This is a genomic window from Nonomuraea ceibae, from assembly GCF_019396325.1.
GTDB classification, from domain to species: Bacteria; Actinomycetota; Actinomycetes; order Streptosporangiales; family Streptosporangiaceae; genus Nonomuraea; species Nonomuraea ceibae.
Genome location: NZ_JAHKRO010000067.1, coordinates 15,414 through 32,697, shown reverse-complemented (window position 1 = coordinate 32,697; position 17,284 = coordinate 15,414). Strand labels below are relative to the sequence as shown.

Below are 17,284 nucleotides of genomic sequence, written 5' to 3'. Positions count from 1 at the left end.
AACGCCGGGTAGCGTGAAAGGCGATGTTGGCAGACCCGTTCGTGCACCCGGCACTCTTCTACAGAGGCGATCGGGAATACGTTGCTGCCACGACCCGGTTCATCCGCGAGGGCCTGGACGCCGGCGAGCCCGTGGCCGTCGCCGTTCCGGCGCGTAACCTCGAGCTGATCGAGGCCGTGCTGGGCGCCGATGCCGCCCGTGTGACCATGCTCGACATGCTCAAGGCGGGGCGCAATCCCGGGCGGATCATCCCCGGCGTGCTGCGCGACTTCGCCGACCGCCATCCCGGCGAGCACGTGCGCATCATCGGCGAGCCGATCTGGCCCGGGCGCAGCGCGACCGAATACCCGGCGTGCGCCCAGCACGAGGCGCTGATCAACTACGCGTTCCGGGGCAGGCAGGTCACGATCCTGTGCCCGTACGACCTGGACGGGCTCGATCCCGAGGTCATCCGCGAGGCCGAGCTCACCCACCCCGTGCTGCTCGACGAGGAGGGGGAGCGCATCAGCGACCTCTACGCTCCTCAGGCGGTCGTCGACGGGCACAACCGCCCGCTCGACGAGCCGGGCGAGCACGTCGCGCTCCGCTTCGACCGCCACAACCTGGCGGCGGCCCGCCTGCTCGCCGGTGAGGTGGGCGACAAGCTGGGGTTCACCGGCGAGCGGCTCGACGACATCCGGCTGGTCGTCGCCGAGCTCAGCGCCAACAGCCTCGACCACGGCGGCGGCGCCGGCGTGATCCGCGTGTGGCACGCCGACGGCCGGCTGGTCTGCGAGGTGAGCGACGCCGGGCACATCACCGACCCGCTGGCCGGGCGCGCCCCCGTCGACCCGCGCGTGCCCGGCTCGCGCGGCCTGCTCATCGTCAACCTGCTGAGCGACCTCGTCCGCGTGCACACCCGGGCCGGAGCCACCGCCATCCGGGCCTACTTCGACCTGCCCGGACGGCGCTCCGTGCCCGCTCAGGACTCCAGGTAGGCCATGTCGGCGTAACGGTCGCCGCGCACCGCGTCGGCGGGCACCGCCCGCTCCAGCGCGGCGAGCTGCTCGGAGGTCAGCTCGATGTCCGCCGCCGCCGCGTTCTCCTCCAGGTAGCGCAGCCGCTTGGTGCCCGGGATCGGCACCACGTCGCGCCCCTGGGCGAGCACCCAGGCCAGCGCGAGCTGCGCCGTCGTCACCCCGGCCGCCTCGGCGATCCTGGTGACCTCGGCGACCATGGCGGCGTTGTGCTCGGCGTTCTGTCCCGTGTTGCGCGGCATCCACTTGCGGAAGTCGTCGTCGGGCAGCTCGTCGGCCGGCGGCATGGCGCCGGTGAGGAAGCCCCGGCTGATCGGCGAATAGGCGACCAGCGCCACGCCCAGCTCGCGGGCCGTGGGCAGGATCTCCGCCTCCAGGCCCCGGGTGAACAGCGAGTATTCGCTCTGCAGCGCGGCGATCGGGTGCACGGCCGCCGCCCGGCGCAGCGTCGCCGCGCTCACCTCCGACAGCCCGAGATGGCGGACCTTGCCCTGCTGGACCAGCTCGGCCATCGCGCCGACCGAGTCCTCGACGGGCACGTCCGGGTTGCGGCGGTGCATGTAGTAGAGGTCGATGTGGTCGACGCCGAGCCGGCGCAGCGAGGCGTCGCAGGCCGTCCGGATGTAGTCGGGGCTGTTCTCGATCGTGCGGGCGCCGCCGGCGCGGTTCACGCCGAACTTGGTGGCGAGCACGACCTCGTCCCGGCGGCCCTTGATCGCCCGGCCCACCAGCTCCTCGTTGTGCCCGCTGCCGTACATGTCGGCGGTGTCCAGAAAATTCATGCCCAGGTCGAGGGCGCGGTGAATGACCGAGATCGACTCCGCCTCGTCGCCCTTGCCGTAGAACTCCGACATGCCCATGCAGCCCAGCCCCAGAGCCGAGACCTCCGGGCCGTCCGTGCCGAGTGTGCGCCTGTTCATCCGTGTCCCCTGTACATGTCGATCGTGTGGTCCAGGGCCGCTCCCCGACCGCCTCCGGGCCTTCCTGAGCAGCTCATGCATCCAGGGTCGCCCTTTGAGCGCGCTCTAAGTCAAATCCCTACTCCCCCTGAGGGGGCAATCCCTACCAGGGTCTGTATCCCCGCAGGTCATCATGCCCCTGACAGGGGTATTAAGACCGAAGTAGTAGGGGATTCCTCAGGGCCCGCCGGGGGTGATCTCCGATACTCCGCGAAGCCGGATTCCGCCACGTTTGTAGGCATGAAGGGTTTGCTTGTCAGCGGATTCACGGCCATCGGCACCGGCGCGGGCGCCATGTTCACCCTGCACGCCGAGACGGGCCTGGACCCGATGCACACGGTGATCAGCGAGTACGCCTTCCAGGCGGCCGGCTGGCTGCTGCCGCTGTCGCTGACCCTGTTCGCCGTGGGCTCGACGCTGATCGCCGAGGCCGTGCGCCGGGCCGGGGCGGACCGCTGCGTCGTCGCCCTGCTGCTGGTGTGGGGCGCGAGCATGTTCCTCATCGGCGCGTTCCCGACCGACCCGCCCGGCGTCGAGCTGTCGCTGTCCGGCGCCGTCCACCGCTACGCCGCCTTCGTCGCCTTCCTGGTCATGCCCGTCGCGGGACTGCTGCTGGCCAGGGCCCGCGTGCGCCACGCCCGCGCCGTCCGTGTGCTCAGCACCATCGCCCTGGTCGCCCTGGTCGCCGTCGTGATCCCGTACGTGGTCCGGATGTTCGGCATCCCGCTGGCCAACGAGGACTTCCCCGCCGGGCTGATCCAGCGCACCGTGGTCGTCACCGAGCTCGCCGTCCTCGCCCTGGCCGGGATGTCGGCGCTCAACCCCGCCCCCCGCCGCGTGCCCGCCCTCGCCCGCCCCCTTGCCTGAGCCCTTGCCTGAGCAGGAGTGAACGGCTCTCCCTCGGTTAGAGGGGGAGCCTGACACTTTGCTTTGCACGGAGGTACCGGCATGACCATCCTGATCGCCTACGACGGCTCCGACGACGCCAAGGCCGCCATCGCCTTCGCCGGCAAGATGTTCCCCGGCCGGCACGCGGTGGTGCTGACCGTGTGGGAGCGGCTGGCGATGACCTCCGCCCGGGCGTCCGCCGGGCTCATCATGACGATCGACAACTCAGCCGCCGAGGACGAGGCCATCGGCAAGGCCATGCGCGAGCTCGCCGAGCACGGCGCCTCCCTCGCCACCGAGGCCGGCCTGGACGCCACCCCGCGCTGCTCCTCCGACGCCGTGGCCGTCTGGGCCACGATCGTCGACACGGCCGACGAGCTGGACGCCGAGCTGATCGTCACCGGCACCCGGGGGCTCGGCGGTGTGCGCTCGCTCCTGCTGGGCAGCACCTCCGACCGCGTCCTGCACCACTCCCGCCGCCCCGTCCTCGTCGTCCCCGGACCGGAGTCCGGGGCCTGATCTTCCCCGTCCGCTGTCCGGGGGTTGATCGTCCCCGGAGCCCACCGTCCACCCACACCCGCTGGGCTCCGGGGCGCTCGTCGAAACGCCGCCCGCCATTTCCCCCGCGTATCCCGGGCCGATGGGAAAGTGTCGGCCCGATGGTGCAGAGTTGCCTCCTGGAACGAGGAGGGCGCGTGGCCGCAGGGCTGGCGAGAAGGTTGGGCACCGGCGACGCGGTGGTCGTCGGGCTCAGTGCCATGGTGGGCGCCGGCGTGTTCGCGGCCTTCGCCCCCGCCGCGCGGGCGGCCGGCACGTGGCTGCTCGCCGCGCTCGCCCTGGCCGGCCTGGTGGCCTACTGCAACGCGACCTCCTCGGCGCGCCTGGCCGCGCTCTACCCCGAGTCCGGCGGCACGTACGTCTACGGCAGGCGTCGCCTCGGCCCGTTCTGGGGCTACCTCGCGGGCTGGGGCTTCACGATCGGCAAGACCGCCTCCTGCGCCGCGATGGCGCTCACCTTCGGCGCCTATGCGGCCCCCGCGCTCGCCCGCCCGCTGGCCATCGCCGCCGTGGTGGTGCTCACCGCGCTCAACCTGTTCGGGGTGCAGCGCTCCGCCGCCGCGGCCCGGGTGATGGTGGCGTTCGTCCTGCTGGTGCTGGCCGGGGTCGTCGTGGCGGCCTTCGCGGGCGGCACGCCCGGCGCTTCCCAGGTCACGGCCCTGGCCGCCGGGGCGCCCGCCGGCCTGGCCGCCCCCGGGCTCTGGGGAGTGCTCCAGGGCGCCGGGCTGCTGTTCTTCGCGTTCGCCGGATATGCGCGGATCGCCACGCTGGGGGAGGAGGTGCGCGATCCCGCCCGGACCATCCCGCGTGCCATCGGCATCGCGCTGGCCGTCACGTTCGTCGTCTACGCCCTGGTGGCGGTGGCCGCGCTCGGCACGCTGACCGCGTGGGGGCTGGCGGGCTCCGGCGCGCCGCTGGCCGACGTGGTGAGCGCGGCCGGGGCGGAGTGGATGCGGCCGGTGGTCGTCGCCGGCGCGGCGGTGGCGGCCCTCGGCGCGCTGCTCGCGCTCATGCTCGGGGTGTCGCGCACGGTCCTGGCGATGGCCAGGGAGCGTGACCTGCCCGGCGTGTTCGCCGCCGTCCACCCCGGAGCGCAGGTGCCGCGCCGGGCCGAGCTCGCCGTCGCGGCGGCGGTGATCGTCCTGCTGCTGGTCGCCGATCTGCGCGGGGCCATCGGGTTCTCCTCCTTCGGCGTGCTCGTCTATTACGCCGTCGCCAACGCCTCCGCGTTCACCCTGCGCCGCGACGAGGGCGCGCCGCCGAAGGCCGTGCCGGTGCTCGGGCTGGCCCTGTGCCTGCTGCTCGCCGCCACCCTCCCGCTCGCCTCCGTGCTCGCGGGCCTGGCCGTCTTCGCGGCCGGCGCCGTCCTCTGGGCCGTACGGCACCGGCTCCGGCAGGGCCGGCCGTCACCCTGACGCGCCTGGGCCGGGCGGGTCCGGCCGCGTTATGCTGGAGGCTCCCGTCGATGGCTCGGGCGTGCCGCTGAAAGCGCCCATCACATGAAGACCTCCGCGGAGGAGATCCGCCCGCGCGCATGAGCGGGGTCAGGGTCCGTACGAGCAAGGACCTCAAGTCCGCCCGGCGGCGACGGCCACCCCGGTGCCTGGGGCACCTGACCGTCGCGCCGCTGTGGCCGATGCACACCGCCAATCTGGGCACGCTGCTGCGCACCTGCGACGCCGTCGGCGCGTGCCTGGCCGTGCCCCGGCTGCCGTGGGTGCCGGAGGCGCTGGCCAAGGGCAACACGCTGCGCGCCGGGGCCTGCGTCCACTGGGTGCGGCCGCTGCGCTGGCTCGCCGAACGGCGCGAGCGGGGCGAGCAGGTCGTCGGCGTCGAGCTGGCCGAGGAGGCCGTCCGGCTGGCCGACCTGCCCATGGCCAGGCAGCCGACCGTCGTCGTGCTCGGCCACGAGGCCGACGGCATCCCGCCCGAGGCGCTCGACCTGCTCGACCTGGTCGTCGAGATCCCCATGATCGGCACCGGCGCGAGCCTGAACGTGGCCGTCGCCGGGTCGCTCGTCCTCTACAAGCTGGCCGGGTTCAGCTGAGCCGAAGTTGACCCCAACCGTGGTTGAGGTTGCAGGATCGGGCGCATGAAGGTGGAAATCTACGCCGATGTGCTCTGTCCGTGGTGCTACATCGGCAAGAGGCGGTTGGCGGCCGCCCTGGAGACGGTCGCCGGCCGGGAGTCCGTCGAGCTCGTCTGGCGCGCCTACGAGCTGGCGCCGGAGCAGGGCCGCGTCCCCGGCCCGACCGCCGCCGAGGCGATGAGCGAATGGTGGGGCGACCAGGCGCCGGCCAGGGTCGCGCACATCCAGGCCCTGGGCGCGGCCGAGGGCCTGGAGCTCAACCTGGGGCTGGCCAAGCCGGTGAGCACGTTCGACGCGCACCGGCTCAACCTCCTCGCCGCCCGGCACGGGCTGGCCGCCGAGATGATGGAACGGCTGCTGCGCGCCTACCACACCGAGGGCCTGAACGTGGCCGACCCGGACGTGCTGCGCCGCCTCGGCGCGGAGGCGGGCCTGGACGCCGGCGAAGTCGACGCGGTGCTGACCGGCGACGCGCACGCCGACGACGTACGCGCCGACCGGCGCAGCGCGGCCGAGCGGGGCATCACGGGCGTCCCGACCCTGGTGATCGACGGCGGCCCGCCGGTCCCCGGCGTCCAACCCGTCGCCGACCTGCGCCGCCTGCTGGAGCTCGCGCTGGCCAGGTGATCCCCGCCGGGCGCTCGCCGCGGGGTTGCCGGGCGCGTACGTTGACGTGCATGTGAGGCGGCTTTACATTGGCGCGGTCGGCCCAGCAGGCACGGAGGCCCCCATGACCACAGTCAGCACCGTCCGCGGGCCCGTCGAGGCCGACCGGCTCGGCCAGACGCTCATGCACGAGCACGTGTTCGTCACCTCCACCGAGCACCTGGACAACTACGGCAAAGGCGCCTGGTGGGACGAGGAGTACCGGGTCGCCGACGCGATCACGAAGCTGAACGCGGTGGCGGCCAAGGGGGTCAGGACGATCGTCGACCCCACGGTGTGGGGGCTCGGGCGCTACATCCCCCGCATCCAGCGCATAGCGGCTGAAGTGCCCGATCTGCACATCATCGTCGCCACCGGCCTCTACACCTTCGACGAACTGCCCCACCAGTACGAGCACCGGGGGCCGGGGCTGCTCATCGACATGCCGGACCCGATGATCGAGGACTTCGTCCGCGACCTGACCGAAGGCATCGCCGACACGGGCGTCAAGGCGGCGTTCCTCAAGTGCGTCGTCGAGCACAAGGGCCTGACGCCCGGCGTCGAGCGGGTCTGCCGCGCCGTCGCCCAGGCCCACCTGCGCACCGGCGCGCCGATCACCGTCCACACGAACTCGTTCACCCAGAGCGGGCTCCCGGCGCTCGACCTGTTCGCCGAGGAGGGCGTGAACCTGGCCAAGGTCGTGGTCGGCCACGCCGGTGACAGTAACGATTTGGATTACTTGATGAAGCTGGCCGACACCGGCGCCACGCTCGGCATGGACCGGTTCGGGCTCGACCTCTACAACCCGACGGCGCAGCGCGTGGCCACGATCGCCGCGCTGTGCCGCCGCGGCTACGCCGACCGGATGGTGCTCAGCCACGACGCCGCCTGCTTCAACGACTACTTTCCCGAGGCCTGGGACGAGACCCGCGGCGCCCTGGCGCCCAACTGGAGATACGATCACATCCACGACGACGTGCTGGCCGCGCTGACGGAGTCTGGTGTGACCGGCGAGCAGATCGAACGGATGCTGGTGTTCAACCCCCGTCAACTGTTCTCGTAAAGTGGGGGGAAGGTAAGAGCAACGCAGGTAGGTGGAACTGGGTGACTTCGGACCAGGCCTTGTCGATCAGCCTCGGGCTTCAGGGGCCGTGTGTCATCGCAAGGCTGACCGGCGACTTCGATTTCGGCTCCGCGGCCGAGGTCCGTGATCGCGTCACCAAGGCGCTCGACCTGACCCAGCCGCCGATGCTTGTCATCGACATGCAGGCCGTCGCGGTCTGCGACTCCTCGGGCCTGTCCGTCCTGGTCTACCTGCACAAGGCCGTCACCGCGTCCGGCGGACGGCTGCTGCTGTCCGGGCTCAACGGCAGGTGCAAGCACCTGTTCGCGATCACCGCGCTCGACAAGTTCTTCGACATCCGCACCACCGCCGAGCTCGCCATCGCCGAACTCAGCGAAGACGGGAATTCACCGCCGTTTACCGGGTAGTTGCCTCGGCATGCCGGTCCAAGAGCCCGATCTGCTCGGCCTTTACCTGAAGCAGATCGGCACGACCCCCTTGCTCACCGCCGCGGACGAAGTGGAGCTGGCTCAGCGGATCGAAGCCGGGCTGTACGCCGGGCACCTCATCGGCTCCGGCGCGGGCACCGCCGAGCTCGACGTCGTCCGCCGCGACGGCCAGCGTGCCAAGGACCTGCTCATCGGGTCCAACCTCCGGCTGGTGGTCGCCGCCGCCCGACGCTACGCCCACCGCGGGCTGCCGCTCGTCGACGTCATCCAGGAGGGCAACCTCGGGCTGATCAGGGCGGTGGAGAAGTTCGACTACCGGCGCGGCTACAAGTTCTCCACGTACGCGATGTGGTGGATCCGCCAGGCGATCGAACGGGGCATCCACGACAAGAGCCGCACCGTACGGCTGCCCGTCCACGTGGCGGAGGAGCTGGCGCGGCTGCTGCGGGCCGAACGCGCGCTCGCCGCCTCGCTCGGCCGCACACCCGGCGACGACGAGCTGGCCGAGGCCGCCGGGCGCACGCCGGAGCAGGTGGCGGGGCTGCGCGGGCTCGCCAGGGACCCGGTCAGCCTGGACACGCCCGTCGGCGAGAACGGCGAGAGCAGCATCGGCGACCTGCTCGCCGACGAGGACGGGCCGCAGGTGCAGGAGCTGGCCGAGCGGCGGGCGCTGAGCGTCTCGGTGAACGAGGTGATCACGTCGCTGCCGCCGAGGGAGGCGGTGATCCTCAGGCTCAGGTACGGGCTCGCCGGGGAAGAGGTCTGGACATATAGCGATATTGCGCGACAAATGGGGCTGACCCGGGAGCGGATTCGCCAACTGGAGAAGCAGGCGCTCAAGCGGCTCAGCAAGGACGGGCCGCTGCTCGCCTGGGCTTCGTAACCGTCCCGCTCCTTGATGTCGCCCGGCTGCCGGTGGTCAATGGAGATGCCGCCTTCAACTGGGGGAGGCGGCTGAACCGGTTCGCCATGGGGGCAACATGATCAGAAGTCTTGCCGGCGCGCTCTTAATCGCCACGGCCGCCGCGGGAGTGCTCGTCCCACCCGCCGAGGCCGCTACCACGCGGGCCGGCGCCGCCGCGTCCGTCACCGAGGCCGCGGCCGCCGTCGCGGCGAAACCGCACCTCATCCGCTACAAGATTTACTTCGGCCGGTGCAAGGACACCTGCCGCATCAAGGTCCGCATCACCAACACATCCAGCAAGCGCCTCTACTCGGTGAGCGTGAACGCTCGCCTCAAGGTCAACAACCGTAAGGTCGGATCCTGCCACGACTACGTCGGCCAGATCCGACCCAAGGGCGTCCGGTGGGGCGGATGCACCGTCCGGACCAGATCGCTGTCGAAGATGTGGAACCGCTGGCTCGACGGTGAGATCCGCTTCGACAAGCAGGTCAACACCGTCGTGCACTACGAGTATTACCGCTGACCCTGCTGCGTCGTCAGGCGGTGATCATCAGGGCGAGACCGATGAGCACCACGATCGGCACGACCCAGACGACAGCCTCGGCGGCGAACTCCTTGTACATGCAGAATCAATCTCCCTGTGCAACGCCCGAGCGGGGGCAGCGTAAACGTCACTGCGCAGCATAGCCGTCCCCGCGCCATGCGCAGAGCCCACCATCCCGGCCACCCTCCGCGCCCGGGTTCGCGTGAGGGGCTCGGCACGACGCCCACCCCTTACGAGGCCCGCGTACGACGACCCGACCACCCCTTCGTGCGGTCGGGTGACGGCCGGTCCGGCCGCCCGCCCTCCTCCAGGGAGAGGGCGTCCGGACGGGCGGGCCGTCCGCCTCTCCGAGGGGAGGGGGCGTCCGGGCCGCCGCCCCTCCGGGGATTCGGGCGTCCAGTGGGTTTTTCGTCCCGCCGGGGGTGGGCGTCGGGTCGGATCGGCTCGCCCTTTCTCCGGGGAGAGGGCGTCCTGACGGGCGGGCCGTCCGCCCCCCGGGGGCGTCCGGGAAGGGCCGCCCCTCCGTCCCTCCGGGGCGAGTGGGCGTCCAGTGGGGACTCCGTCCCGCCGGGGGAGGGCGTCCGGTCGGATCGGTTCTCCGCCCCTCCGGGGGAGGGGTGTCCGGGAGGGCCCGGCCCTCCGCCCCTCCGGGGGAGAGGGGTCGGTCGTTCGCCTTCGTCCGGTGGGGTGGGGTGGGGTGGTTCTTCCCTTCCGGAGGGCAGTGTCCGTTTCCGGGCAGGTGTCCGAGGGAAGGGCGGGGCTCAGGGGTGGTGTTGCTGGGCGATGCGCTTGCCGAGGCTCGCGAGGGAGTCGTCGGCCATGAGCGCCGGCAGGTGGGGGGCGTCCTCGTCGATGCGGCGCAGGATCTCCGGATGGTCGCCGTGGTGGCGGGTCCAGGCGCGGACGACGTCGGGCATCGCCGCGACGGCCGCGTCCGACAGGATCGCCTCACGGGGAAGCCATGAGGTGAGGAACCGCGTCACCCTGGCCGGGCTCCACCACAACGGCCGATCCCCCAGGAACTCGACGAGCTTCTCGAACGCCTCCCGAGCCCCGGGCAGGTCCGGAAGATCGTGGAATCGGGTGATCAGGTCGTCGACCGGGTGGCGTACCGGGTCGGGGACGGCGCGGGCGCGTGACAGCGCGAGCGGGCGGACGGCGGGCAGCGTCTCCGCGACCTCCGCCCCCAGCACCAGGTCCGTCACCTCGAACGCGTCGAGGATCCGCCCGGCCACGACCCCCGGATCGGTGGGGACGAGGTCGAGGTCGTCGAGGAACTTCGGCTCCTCCACGACCGCGTCGACGGCCAGCCCGCCGTGCACCTGGTCGATGGCCACCACGAGCAGGTGCGGCTCCTTGCCGTCGGCGTAGCGGAAGGCGAGCGCGGCCAGGGTCTGCTCGCCGTAGCGATCTGCCGGGCCGTACCATGCGCCGTCGCAGGAGACCTGCCCCATCCGCGCCACCCAGCCGGCCAGCGACCCCGTCGCCTCGACCCCGGCCTGCCGGTACGGCGCGAAGACGGAGGTGCCGGCGGGGGAGTCAGTGGGGGTGTCGTCGCCGTCTGTGGTCTCGCCTTCGGCGGTGTCCGGTGGCGGTGCGGTGGCCTCGTCCTCGATGGGGTGGAGGGCCGCCAGGGCGGCGAGGGTGAGGCGGGCTTCGGTGCGGTCGTCGCGTACGAGCTGGGCGAGGAGCCCGTCGTCCCCGGCCGCCTCCAGGTCGGCGGTGAGCCGGGCCGCCCACAACTCGGTGCGCAGCGGCGAACGCCACCTGAGCAGGTCGCGAGCCTGGTTGATCGTGGTGTCGAACGCTGTGGTGCTCACCCCTCGACCGTATCGCCCCGCACCTCCACGACAGGGCGTACGGCCTTCCGCTGAGGGCGATCATCCCGGGAGCCCGCCGTTCCGAGCCGGTGGAGGAACGGCGGGCCCTGGGGTCAGCGGGTGGTGTCGCCGCCGAGGCCGGCCTTGCGGAGGGCTTCGGCCATGGCGCCCATCGGCTGCGGGCGGTCCTGGCGGCGCTGGCCGCCACGGTTGCCGTCGCCGCGACCGCGCTGTCCGTCACGTCCGCGCTGCCCGCCGTCGCCGCGACCGTCGCCGCGACCGTCGCCGCCCCGGCCGCCGTCGCCACGGGCACCGTCACCACGGGCACTATCGCCCCGGCCGCCGTTGTTGCCTCGGCCGCCGCGGTTGCCGTCACCGCGCTGGCCGTCGCCGCCGCGGCCACGCTGGGCGCCGTCGCCCCGGCCGCGGGAGCGGCCTTCCCCGCGACCGCCGGTGCCGTTGCCGCCACCGGCCGCGCCGTTGCCGTTGCCGTTGTCGGAGGCGGTGGCTGTGGCGTCGGCGTCGGAGCGGCGGCCGTTGCGGCGGCCGTCGGCGCCGGTGGCCGTGGGGAGCTCGTCGTCGAGGCGGAGGGTCAGGCTGATGCGCTTGCGCGGGATGTCGACGTCGAGGACCTTGACGCGGACGATGTCGCCCGGCTTGGCCACCTCGCGGGGATCCTTCACGAAATTGTGGGACATGGCCGAGACGTGGACCAGCCCGTCCTGGTGGACGCCGACGTCCACGAACGCGCCGAACGCCGCGACGTTCGTGACCACGCCCTCCAGGATCATGCCCGGCTCCAGGTCGGACAGCTTCTCCACGCCCTCCTTGAACGTCGCCGTCTTGAAGGCCGGACGCGGGTCGCGGCCGGGCTTCTCCAGCTCGCGCAGGATGTCGGTGACGGTCGGGAGGCCGAAGGTGTCGTCGGTGAACTCCTCGGGCTTCAGCGCCTGCAGCGCCGACGTGTTGCCGATCAGTGACTTGAGGTCGGCGCCCGCCGAGCTGAGGATGCGCCGGACCACCGGGTAGGCCTCGGGGTGCACGCTGGAGGCGTCGAGCGGGTCGTCGCCGTCGGGGATGCGCAGGAAGCCCGCGCACTGCTCGAACGCCTTGGGGCCGAGCCGGGCGACGTCCTTGAGCGCGGTGCGGGTCTTGAACGGCCCGTTGGCGTCGCGGTGGCGCACGATGCTCTCGGCCAGCGTGGCGCCGATGCCCGACACGCGGGTGAGCAGCGGGGCCGAGGCGGTGTTGACGTCGACGCCGACCGCGTTGACACAGTCTTCGACGACGGCGTCGAGCGACCGGGACAGCTTGGTCTCGGCCAGGTCGTGCTGATACTGGCCGACGCCGATCGACTTGGGGTCGATCTTGACCAGCTCGGCGAGCGGGTCCTGCAGCCGGCGGGCGATGGAGACCGCGCCGCGCAGCGACACGTCGAGCTCGGGCAGCTCCTGCGAGGCGTAGGCGGAGGCGGAGTAGACGGACGCGCCCGCCTCCGACACCACGATCTTGGTGACCGACGGCATGAGCTTGACCAGCTCGCCCGCCAGCTTGTCGGTCTCGCGGGAGGCGGTGCCGTTGCCGATGGCGATCAGCTCGACGCCGTGCTTCTGCACCAGAGCGCCGAGCACGGCCAGCGACTGGTCCCACTGCTTCTTCGGCTCGTGCGGGTAGATGGTGGTGGTCTCGACGACCTTGCCGGTGGCGTCGACCACGGCCACCTTGACGCCGGTGCGCAGGCCCGGGTCGAGGCCCATCGTGGCGCGGGTGCCGGCCGGGGCGGCCAGCAGCAGGTCGCGCAGGTTGGCGGCGAACACGCGCACGGCCTCGTCCTCGGCCGCCTGCCAGAGCCGCATGCGCAGGTCGATGCCCAGGTGGACGAGGATGCGGGTGCGCCAGGCCCAGCGGACGGTCTCGGTCAGCCACTTGTCGGCCGGGCGGCCCCGGTCGGCGATGCCGAAGTGGCCGGCGATGCGCAGCTCGTAGGCGGCGGTCTCCTCGGGCTCCAGCGTGACCGTGAGCACTTCTTCCTTCTCGCCCCGGAACATCGCCAGGATCCGGTGCGAGGGCAGCTTGGTGAACGGCTCGCCGAACTCGAAGTAGTCGGAGAACTTGGCCCCCGCCTCCTCCTGCCCCTCGCGCACCTTGGAGACCAGCCGGCCGCGGCTCCACAGCTGCTCGCGCAGGCCGCCGATGAGGTCGGCGTCCTCGGCGAAGCGCTCGATCAGGATCGCCCTGGCGCCTTCGAGCGCCGCCGCGGCGTCGGCGACGCCCTCGGTGACGAACGACTCCGCGAGCTGGGCCGGGTCGAGCGCCGGGTCGCCCAGCAGCTTGTCGGCCAGAGGCTCCAGCCCGAGCTCGCGGGCGATCTGGGCCTTGGTGCGCCGCTTGGGCTTGTAGGGGAGGTAGATGTCCTCCAGGCGGGCCTTGGTCTCGGCCGCCATGACCTGGGCGCGCAGGTCGTCGTCGAGCTTGCCCTGAGACTCGATCGACTCCAGGATCGCCGTCCTGCGCTCTTCGAGCTCGCGCAGGTAGCGCAGCCGCTCTTCGAGCGTGCGCAGCTGGGCGTCGTCGAGGGCGCCCGTGGCCTCCTTGCGGTATCGCGCGATGAACGGCACGGTCGCGCCGCCGTCGAGCAGCTCGATCGCCGCCCGCACCTGCCCCTCGCGCGCGCCGAGCTCTTCCGCGATCCGCTGGTGAATAGAGAGCACTTGCCTGCCTTTCGATGGTCCCGCCGGTCAATTGTGCAGGACGACGCCGTCTTCCATGACCAGGGTGCGCCGAGGGTGAACGGCCGCCTCCCTACCGGGCCGCAGGTCGCGGGGCGGGTCGGCGGCCGGCCCGCCGAGCACCCGCGGGCGGCCGTCGCGCAGGAGGACGTCCGTCATGCCTGCACCCTAAAGCGCCGCACCGACGATTCGGCGCGGTCAGGCGGGGCGGCCGGCGAAGAGTTCGAGGTGGAAGCAGCGGGGGCAACGGTAGGCGTCGATCTCCCACCTCGGGCGGCCGGACAGCTTGGCCCCGCCGAAGACGCCGCGCTCCAGAGCGCCTTCCACCCAGTTGGCGAAGCCCTGGGAGTACTGCCCGCTGTCCATGACGAAGCCTGTCTGCAGCCCTGTCGCGCCGCAGTGGGTGCACCGGAAGTCAGCCATTGCCCGACGATATCGGGATCTCGGAGAGATGAGAGATGTTCGCCTGATCGACGGCATCGGTGCTCGGCCTGCTCGCGAACCAGGCGTCGAGGATCTCGTCGAGCACCACGGCGGAGGTGAGGCGGAGGCTGAGGGCGAGCACGTTGGCGTCGTTCCAGGTGCGGGCGCCGCCCGCGGTGTAGGCGTCGGCGCAGAGGGCGGCGCGGACGCCGGGCACCTTGTTGGCCGCGATCGACGCGCCGGTGCCGGTCCAGCAGCACACCACCGCCTGGTCGGCGCGGCCCTCGGCGACGTCGCGGGCCGCCGCCTCGCAGGCCCAGGCCCAGTCGGCGCGCTCGCCGTCGTTGAGCGCGCCGTGCGGGACGACCTCGTGACCGCGCTCGCGCAGCGCCGTCACCACCCGCTCGGCGATCCCGTCGAGGCTGTCGGCGGCCACCGCGATCCGCATGGCGCTCCTTCCGGGGGTCCGGCTTCAGGCAACGTGTTCAGCTCTATCAGACAACGGAATCAGCGACGAGGGGAGTAACCGGCTGGCGCGATCACCCCGTTTGTGCTTGGTTGTGTCGCCATATGGACATCGTTGAAGATGATATTTCCGCTCTTGCGCGGGGATGTGCGGTCCTGGGCACCGGTGGCGGCGGTGACGTGCGGACCGGGGCGCTGGCCGCGCGGCGGGCCATCAGGACGTACGGCCCCGTCCCGCTGGTACGGCTCGCCGAGCTGCCGGAGGACGCGCTGATCGTCCCGCTGTCGGGCATCGGCGCGCCGACCGTCAGCCACGAGATGATCCACGGCGAGGACGAGCCCAGGCGCATCGCCGAGGAGGTCGAGCGGATCTTCGGCCGCCCGCCGGCGGCGGTGATGTCGTCCGAGATCGGCGGCGCGAACGGGGTCGCCCCCGTGGCGTGGGCGGCGCAGCTCGGCCTGCCGCTGCTCGACGCCGACGGGATGGGCCGGGCGTTCCCCGAGGTCCAGATGGTGTCCATGTACGTGGCGGGGCTGCCGGCCGACCTGGTGGTCATGGCGGACGTCGCGGGAAACGTGGTGACGATCCGCCCGGTGGACGGATTGTGGTCGGAGCGGCTGGCGCGGGCGGTGTGCGTGGCCGCCGGGTCGCACGCGCTGATGGCCGACTACGTGATCACCGCCGGGCGGGCGCGCGGGGCGGTGATCGAGGGCACGGTGACGCGGGCGCTGGAGATCGGCCGGGCCACCGAGGGCGCCGCGGACCCGCTGGAGGCGCTGCGGAGCGAGCTGGGCGCGGTCCGGCTGATCACCGGCAAGCTCACCGACGTCGAGCGGCGCACCAGCGGCGGGTTCGTCCGGGGCACGGCCACGATCGAGGGCACCGGCGGCGACCGGGGCCGCACGCTCACGCTGGAGCTGCAGAACGAGAACCTGGTGGCGGTCGAGGACGGCCGGGTCAGGGCCATGGTGCCGGACCTGATCACGGTGGCCGACACCGAGACGGCCGCCGCCGTGCAGACCGAGGGCCTGCGTTACGGCCAGCGCGTGGCGGTGCTCGCCTGGCCGTGCGACCCGCTGTGGCGCACCCCCAGGGGGCTGGAGACGGCCGGGCCCCGGGCGTTCGGCCACGACCTGGAGTACGTGCCCGTCGAAGAGCTGGAGACGCGGCATGGCTGACTTGCGTGTCGGGGTCGACGTCGGCGGCACGAACACCGACGCCGTCGTGCTGGACGGCTCCGACCGGGTGATCGCCAAGGCCAAGCGGCCCACGAGCCGGGACGTGACCGAGGGCCTGCGCGCCGCCCTGGACGCCGTGCTCGCCTGGCTGGACCCGTACGCGAGGAAGCGGATCGGCCGGGTCATGCTGGGCACCACGCACGCCACGAACGCGATCCTGGAGCGTCGTGACCTGGGCCGGGTGGCCGTGCTGCGGCTGGGGGCGCCCGCGACCACGTCGGTGCCTCCGCTGTCGGACTGGCCGGGTGAGCTGCGCGAGGTCGTGTCGGCGGGCGAGGCGGTGGTGCCGGGCGGGCACTACGTGGACGGCCGGGAGATCGGGCGGCTGGACCTGGACGCGATCCGGCGGTTCCTGGACGGGACGGACGCCGACGCGGTGGCGGTCACCGGGGTGTTCAGCCCGTCGAGCGCCGGGCACGAGCTGGCCGTGCGGGAGCTGGTCCAGGCCGAGTACGGGCTGCCGGTGTCGGCGAGCCACGAGATCGGCTCGCTGGGGCTGCTGGAGCGCGAGAACGCGACCGTGCTGAACGCGGCGCTGTACCGGGTGGCCGCGCAGGTGACCGGGGCGCTCACCGCGACGCTGGCCGAGCGCGGCCTGGACGCGCTGCCGTACCTGGCGCAGAACGACGGCACGCTGATGACGGTCGAGCAGGCGGCGCGGCTGCCGGTGTCGACCATCGGGTCCGGGCCGGCCAACTCGCTGCGCGGGGCCGCGTTCCTGTCGGGGGTGCCGGACGCGATCGTGGCGGACGTGGGCGGCACGTCGACGGACCTCGGGGTGCTGGCCGGCGGGTTCCCGCGCGAGTCGGCGGCGGCCGTGGAGATCGGCGGCGTGCTCACCAACTTCCGCATGCCGGACATCCTGGCGATCGCGCTCGGCGGCGGGACGGTGGTGCGCGGCCGGGCCGTGGGGCCGGACTCGGTCGGCTACCGGATCGCCGAGGAGGCGCTGGTGTTCGGCGGCCGGACCCCGACGCTCACGGACGCCGCCGTGGCCGCGGGCCGCCTGCCCGATGGGCCGGCGGGCTGGGCGGACCGGCTGGCGGCGTCCGGCGCCGATCTCGCGGAGCTGCGCGCCGCGCTCGCGCTCGCCGACGCGGCGGCCGCGGAAGCGGTCGACCGGATGGCGCTCGGCCGGGCCGGCCGGCCGCTGGTCGTCGTCGGGGGCGGCGCGTTCCTGCTGCCCGCCGACCTCCCGGGCGTGAGCCGGGTGATCAGGCCCGAGCACGCCGAGGTCGCCAACGCCGTCGGCGCCGCCATCGCCCTGGCGAGCGGCAGAGTCGATACGATCATGCCTGCGCACGAAAGCCGGGCAGAGGCTATCGAAAGGGTTAAAGAGGAGGCGGCTGCCCGAGCCGTCGCCGCGGGCGCGGATCCGGCCGGGGTCGAGATCGTCGACCTGCTGGAGGTGCCGCTGAGCTACCTCGCCGAACCCGCCGTGCGCGTACACGTCAAAGCCGCCGGACCCCTCGCGCGGTGACAGAGAAAGGATC

The 17,284-nt window shown here is 72.6% G+C and carries 18 protein-coding genes; 12 read left to right on the top strand and 6 right to left on the bottom strand.

The window, feature by feature from the left end; all coding sequences use genetic code 11:
* The first annotated feature begins 23 nt into the window (after positions 1 to 23).
* Positions 24 to 977, top strand: coding sequence for an anti-sigma factor RsbA family regulatory protein (locus KME80_RS32020; RefSeq protein ID WP_219510229.1), 954 nt, complete (start codon positions 24 to 26; stop codon positions 975 to 977).
* Here the strand turns inward: KME80_RS32020 and KME80_RS32015 are convergent.
* The gene (locus KME80_RS32015; RefSeq protein ID WP_219510228.1) at positions 962 to 1,936 is read right to left on the bottom strand and encodes an aldo/keto reductase; all 975 of its coding nucleotides are present in this window, start codon (positions 1,934 to 1,936) and stop codon (positions 962 to 964) included. The genes KME80_RS32020 and KME80_RS32015 overlap by 16 nt on opposite strands.
* Positions 1,937 to 2,215: 279 nt before the next feature.
* Between KME80_RS32015 and KME80_RS32010 the strand changes: the two genes are divergently transcribed.
* The 9 genes from KME80_RS32010 to KME80_RS31970 all read left to right on the top strand — a co-directional run bounded on the left by KME80_RS32010 (position 2,216) and on the right by KME80_RS31970 (position 9,094).
* Positions 2,216 to 2,842, top strand: a complete 627-nt coding sequence (locus KME80_RS32010) for a DUF998 domain-containing protein (RefSeq protein ID WP_219510227.1) — start codon at positions 2,216 to 2,218, stop codon at positions 2,840 to 2,842.
* Between the two features lie 81 nt (positions 2,843 to 2,923).
* A complete protein-coding gene (locus tag KME80_RS32005; RefSeq protein ID WP_219510226.1) occupies positions 2,924 to 3,382 on the top strand; it encodes a universal stress protein in 459 nt (152 codons plus the stop codon).
* A 176-nt stretch (positions 3,383 to 3,558) separates the two neighbouring features.
* Entirely contained in the window at positions 3,559 to 4,836 is a 1,278-nt protein-coding gene (locus KME80_RS32000) for an APC family permease (RefSeq protein ID WP_308126009.1), read from the top strand.
* Positions 4,837 to 4,955: 119 nt separating this feature from the next.
* The gene (locus KME80_RS31995; protein ID WP_219510224.1) at positions 4,956 to 5,468 is read left to right on the top strand and encodes a TrmH family RNA methyltransferase; all 513 of its coding nucleotides are present in this window, start codon (positions 4,956 to 4,958) and stop codon (positions 5,466 to 5,468) included.
* Between the two features lie 45 nt (positions 5,469 to 5,513).
* Positions 5,514 to 6,137 (top strand): DsbA family oxidoreductase, encoded by a 624-nt coding sequence (locus tag KME80_RS31990; protein ID WP_219510223.1) that lies wholly within the window; start codon positions 5,514 to 5,516, stop codon positions 6,135 to 6,137.
* A 103-nt stretch (positions 6,138 to 6,240) separates the two neighbouring features.
* Positions 6,241 to 7,218: a phosphotriesterase family protein gene (locus tag KME80_RS31985; protein WP_219510222.1), complete on the top strand. Its 978-nt coding sequence runs from the start codon at positions 6,241 to 6,243 to the stop codon at positions 7,216 to 7,218.
* A gap of 41 nt (positions 7,219 to 7,259) precedes the next feature.
* On the top strand, positions 7,260 to 7,646 hold the full coding sequence (locus tag KME80_RS31980) for an STAS domain-containing protein (protein WP_219510221.1): 387 nt from the start codon (positions 7,260 to 7,262) through the stop codon (positions 7,644 to 7,646).
* Between the two features lie 10 nt (positions 7,647 to 7,656).
* Positions 7,657 to 8,550: a sigma-70 family RNA polymerase sigma factor gene (locus KME80_RS31975; RefSeq protein ID WP_219510253.1), complete on the top strand. Its 894-nt coding sequence runs from the start codon at positions 7,657 to 7,659 to the stop codon at positions 8,548 to 8,550.
* Positions 8,551 to 8,647: 97 nt separating this feature from the next.
* Positions 8,648 to 9,094, top strand: a complete 447-nt coding sequence (locus tag KME80_RS31970; protein ID WP_219510220.1) for a hypothetical protein — start codon at positions 8,648 to 8,650, stop codon at positions 9,092 to 9,094.
* Between the two features lie 782 nt (positions 9,095 to 9,876).
* Here KME80_RS31970 and KME80_RS31965 read toward each other — a convergent pair.
* The 5 genes from KME80_RS31965 to KME80_RS31945 form a co-directional block, all read right to left on the bottom strand.
* Positions 9,877 to 10,935, bottom strand: coding sequence for a hypothetical protein (locus KME80_RS31965; protein WP_219510219.1), 1,059 nt, complete (start codon positions 10,933 to 10,935; stop codon positions 9,877 to 9,879).
* A 113-nt stretch (positions 10,936 to 11,048) separates the two neighbouring features.
* A complete protein-coding gene (locus tag KME80_RS31960) occupies positions 11,049 to 13,646 on the bottom strand; it encodes a Tex family protein (RefSeq protein ID WP_308126008.1) in 2,598 nt (865 codons plus the stop codon).
* A gap of 27 nt (positions 13,647 to 13,673) precedes the next feature.
* The gene (locus KME80_RS31955) at positions 13,674 to 13,823 is read right to left on the bottom strand and encodes a hypothetical protein (RefSeq protein ID WP_219510218.1); all 150 of its coding nucleotides are present in this window, start codon (positions 13,821 to 13,823) and stop codon (positions 13,674 to 13,676) included.
* Positions 13,824 to 13,862: 39 nt separating this feature from the next.
* A complete protein-coding gene (locus KME80_RS31950; RefSeq protein WP_219510217.1) occupies positions 13,863 to 14,087 on the bottom strand; it encodes a hypothetical protein in 225 nt (74 codons plus the stop codon).
* Complete coding sequence (locus KME80_RS31945; protein ID WP_246646101.1) at positions 14,080 to 14,535, bottom strand: RpiB/LacA/LacB family sugar-phosphate isomerase; 456 nt, start codon at positions 14,533 to 14,535, stop codon at positions 14,080 to 14,082. Before KME80_RS31945 ends, KME80_RS31950 begins: the two co-directional genes overlap by 8 nt.
* A gap of 122 nt (positions 14,536 to 14,657) precedes the next feature.
* Here KME80_RS31945 and KME80_RS31940 point away from each other — a divergent pair, with 122 nt between their 5' ends.
* Positions 14,658 to 15,731, top strand: a complete 1,074-nt coding sequence (locus KME80_RS31940) for an S-methyl thiohydantoin desulfurase family protein (protein WP_219510216.1) — start codon at positions 14,658 to 14,660, stop codon at positions 15,729 to 15,731.
* Positions 15,724 to 17,271, top strand: a complete 1,548-nt coding sequence (locus KME80_RS31935; RefSeq protein ID WP_219510215.1) for a hydantoinase/oxoprolinase N-terminal domain-containing protein — start codon at positions 15,724 to 15,726, stop codon at positions 17,269 to 17,271. The genes KME80_RS31940 and KME80_RS31935 overlap by 8 nt, the downstream gene beginning before the upstream one ends.
* Positions 17,272 to 17,284: the final 13 nt, after the last annotated feature.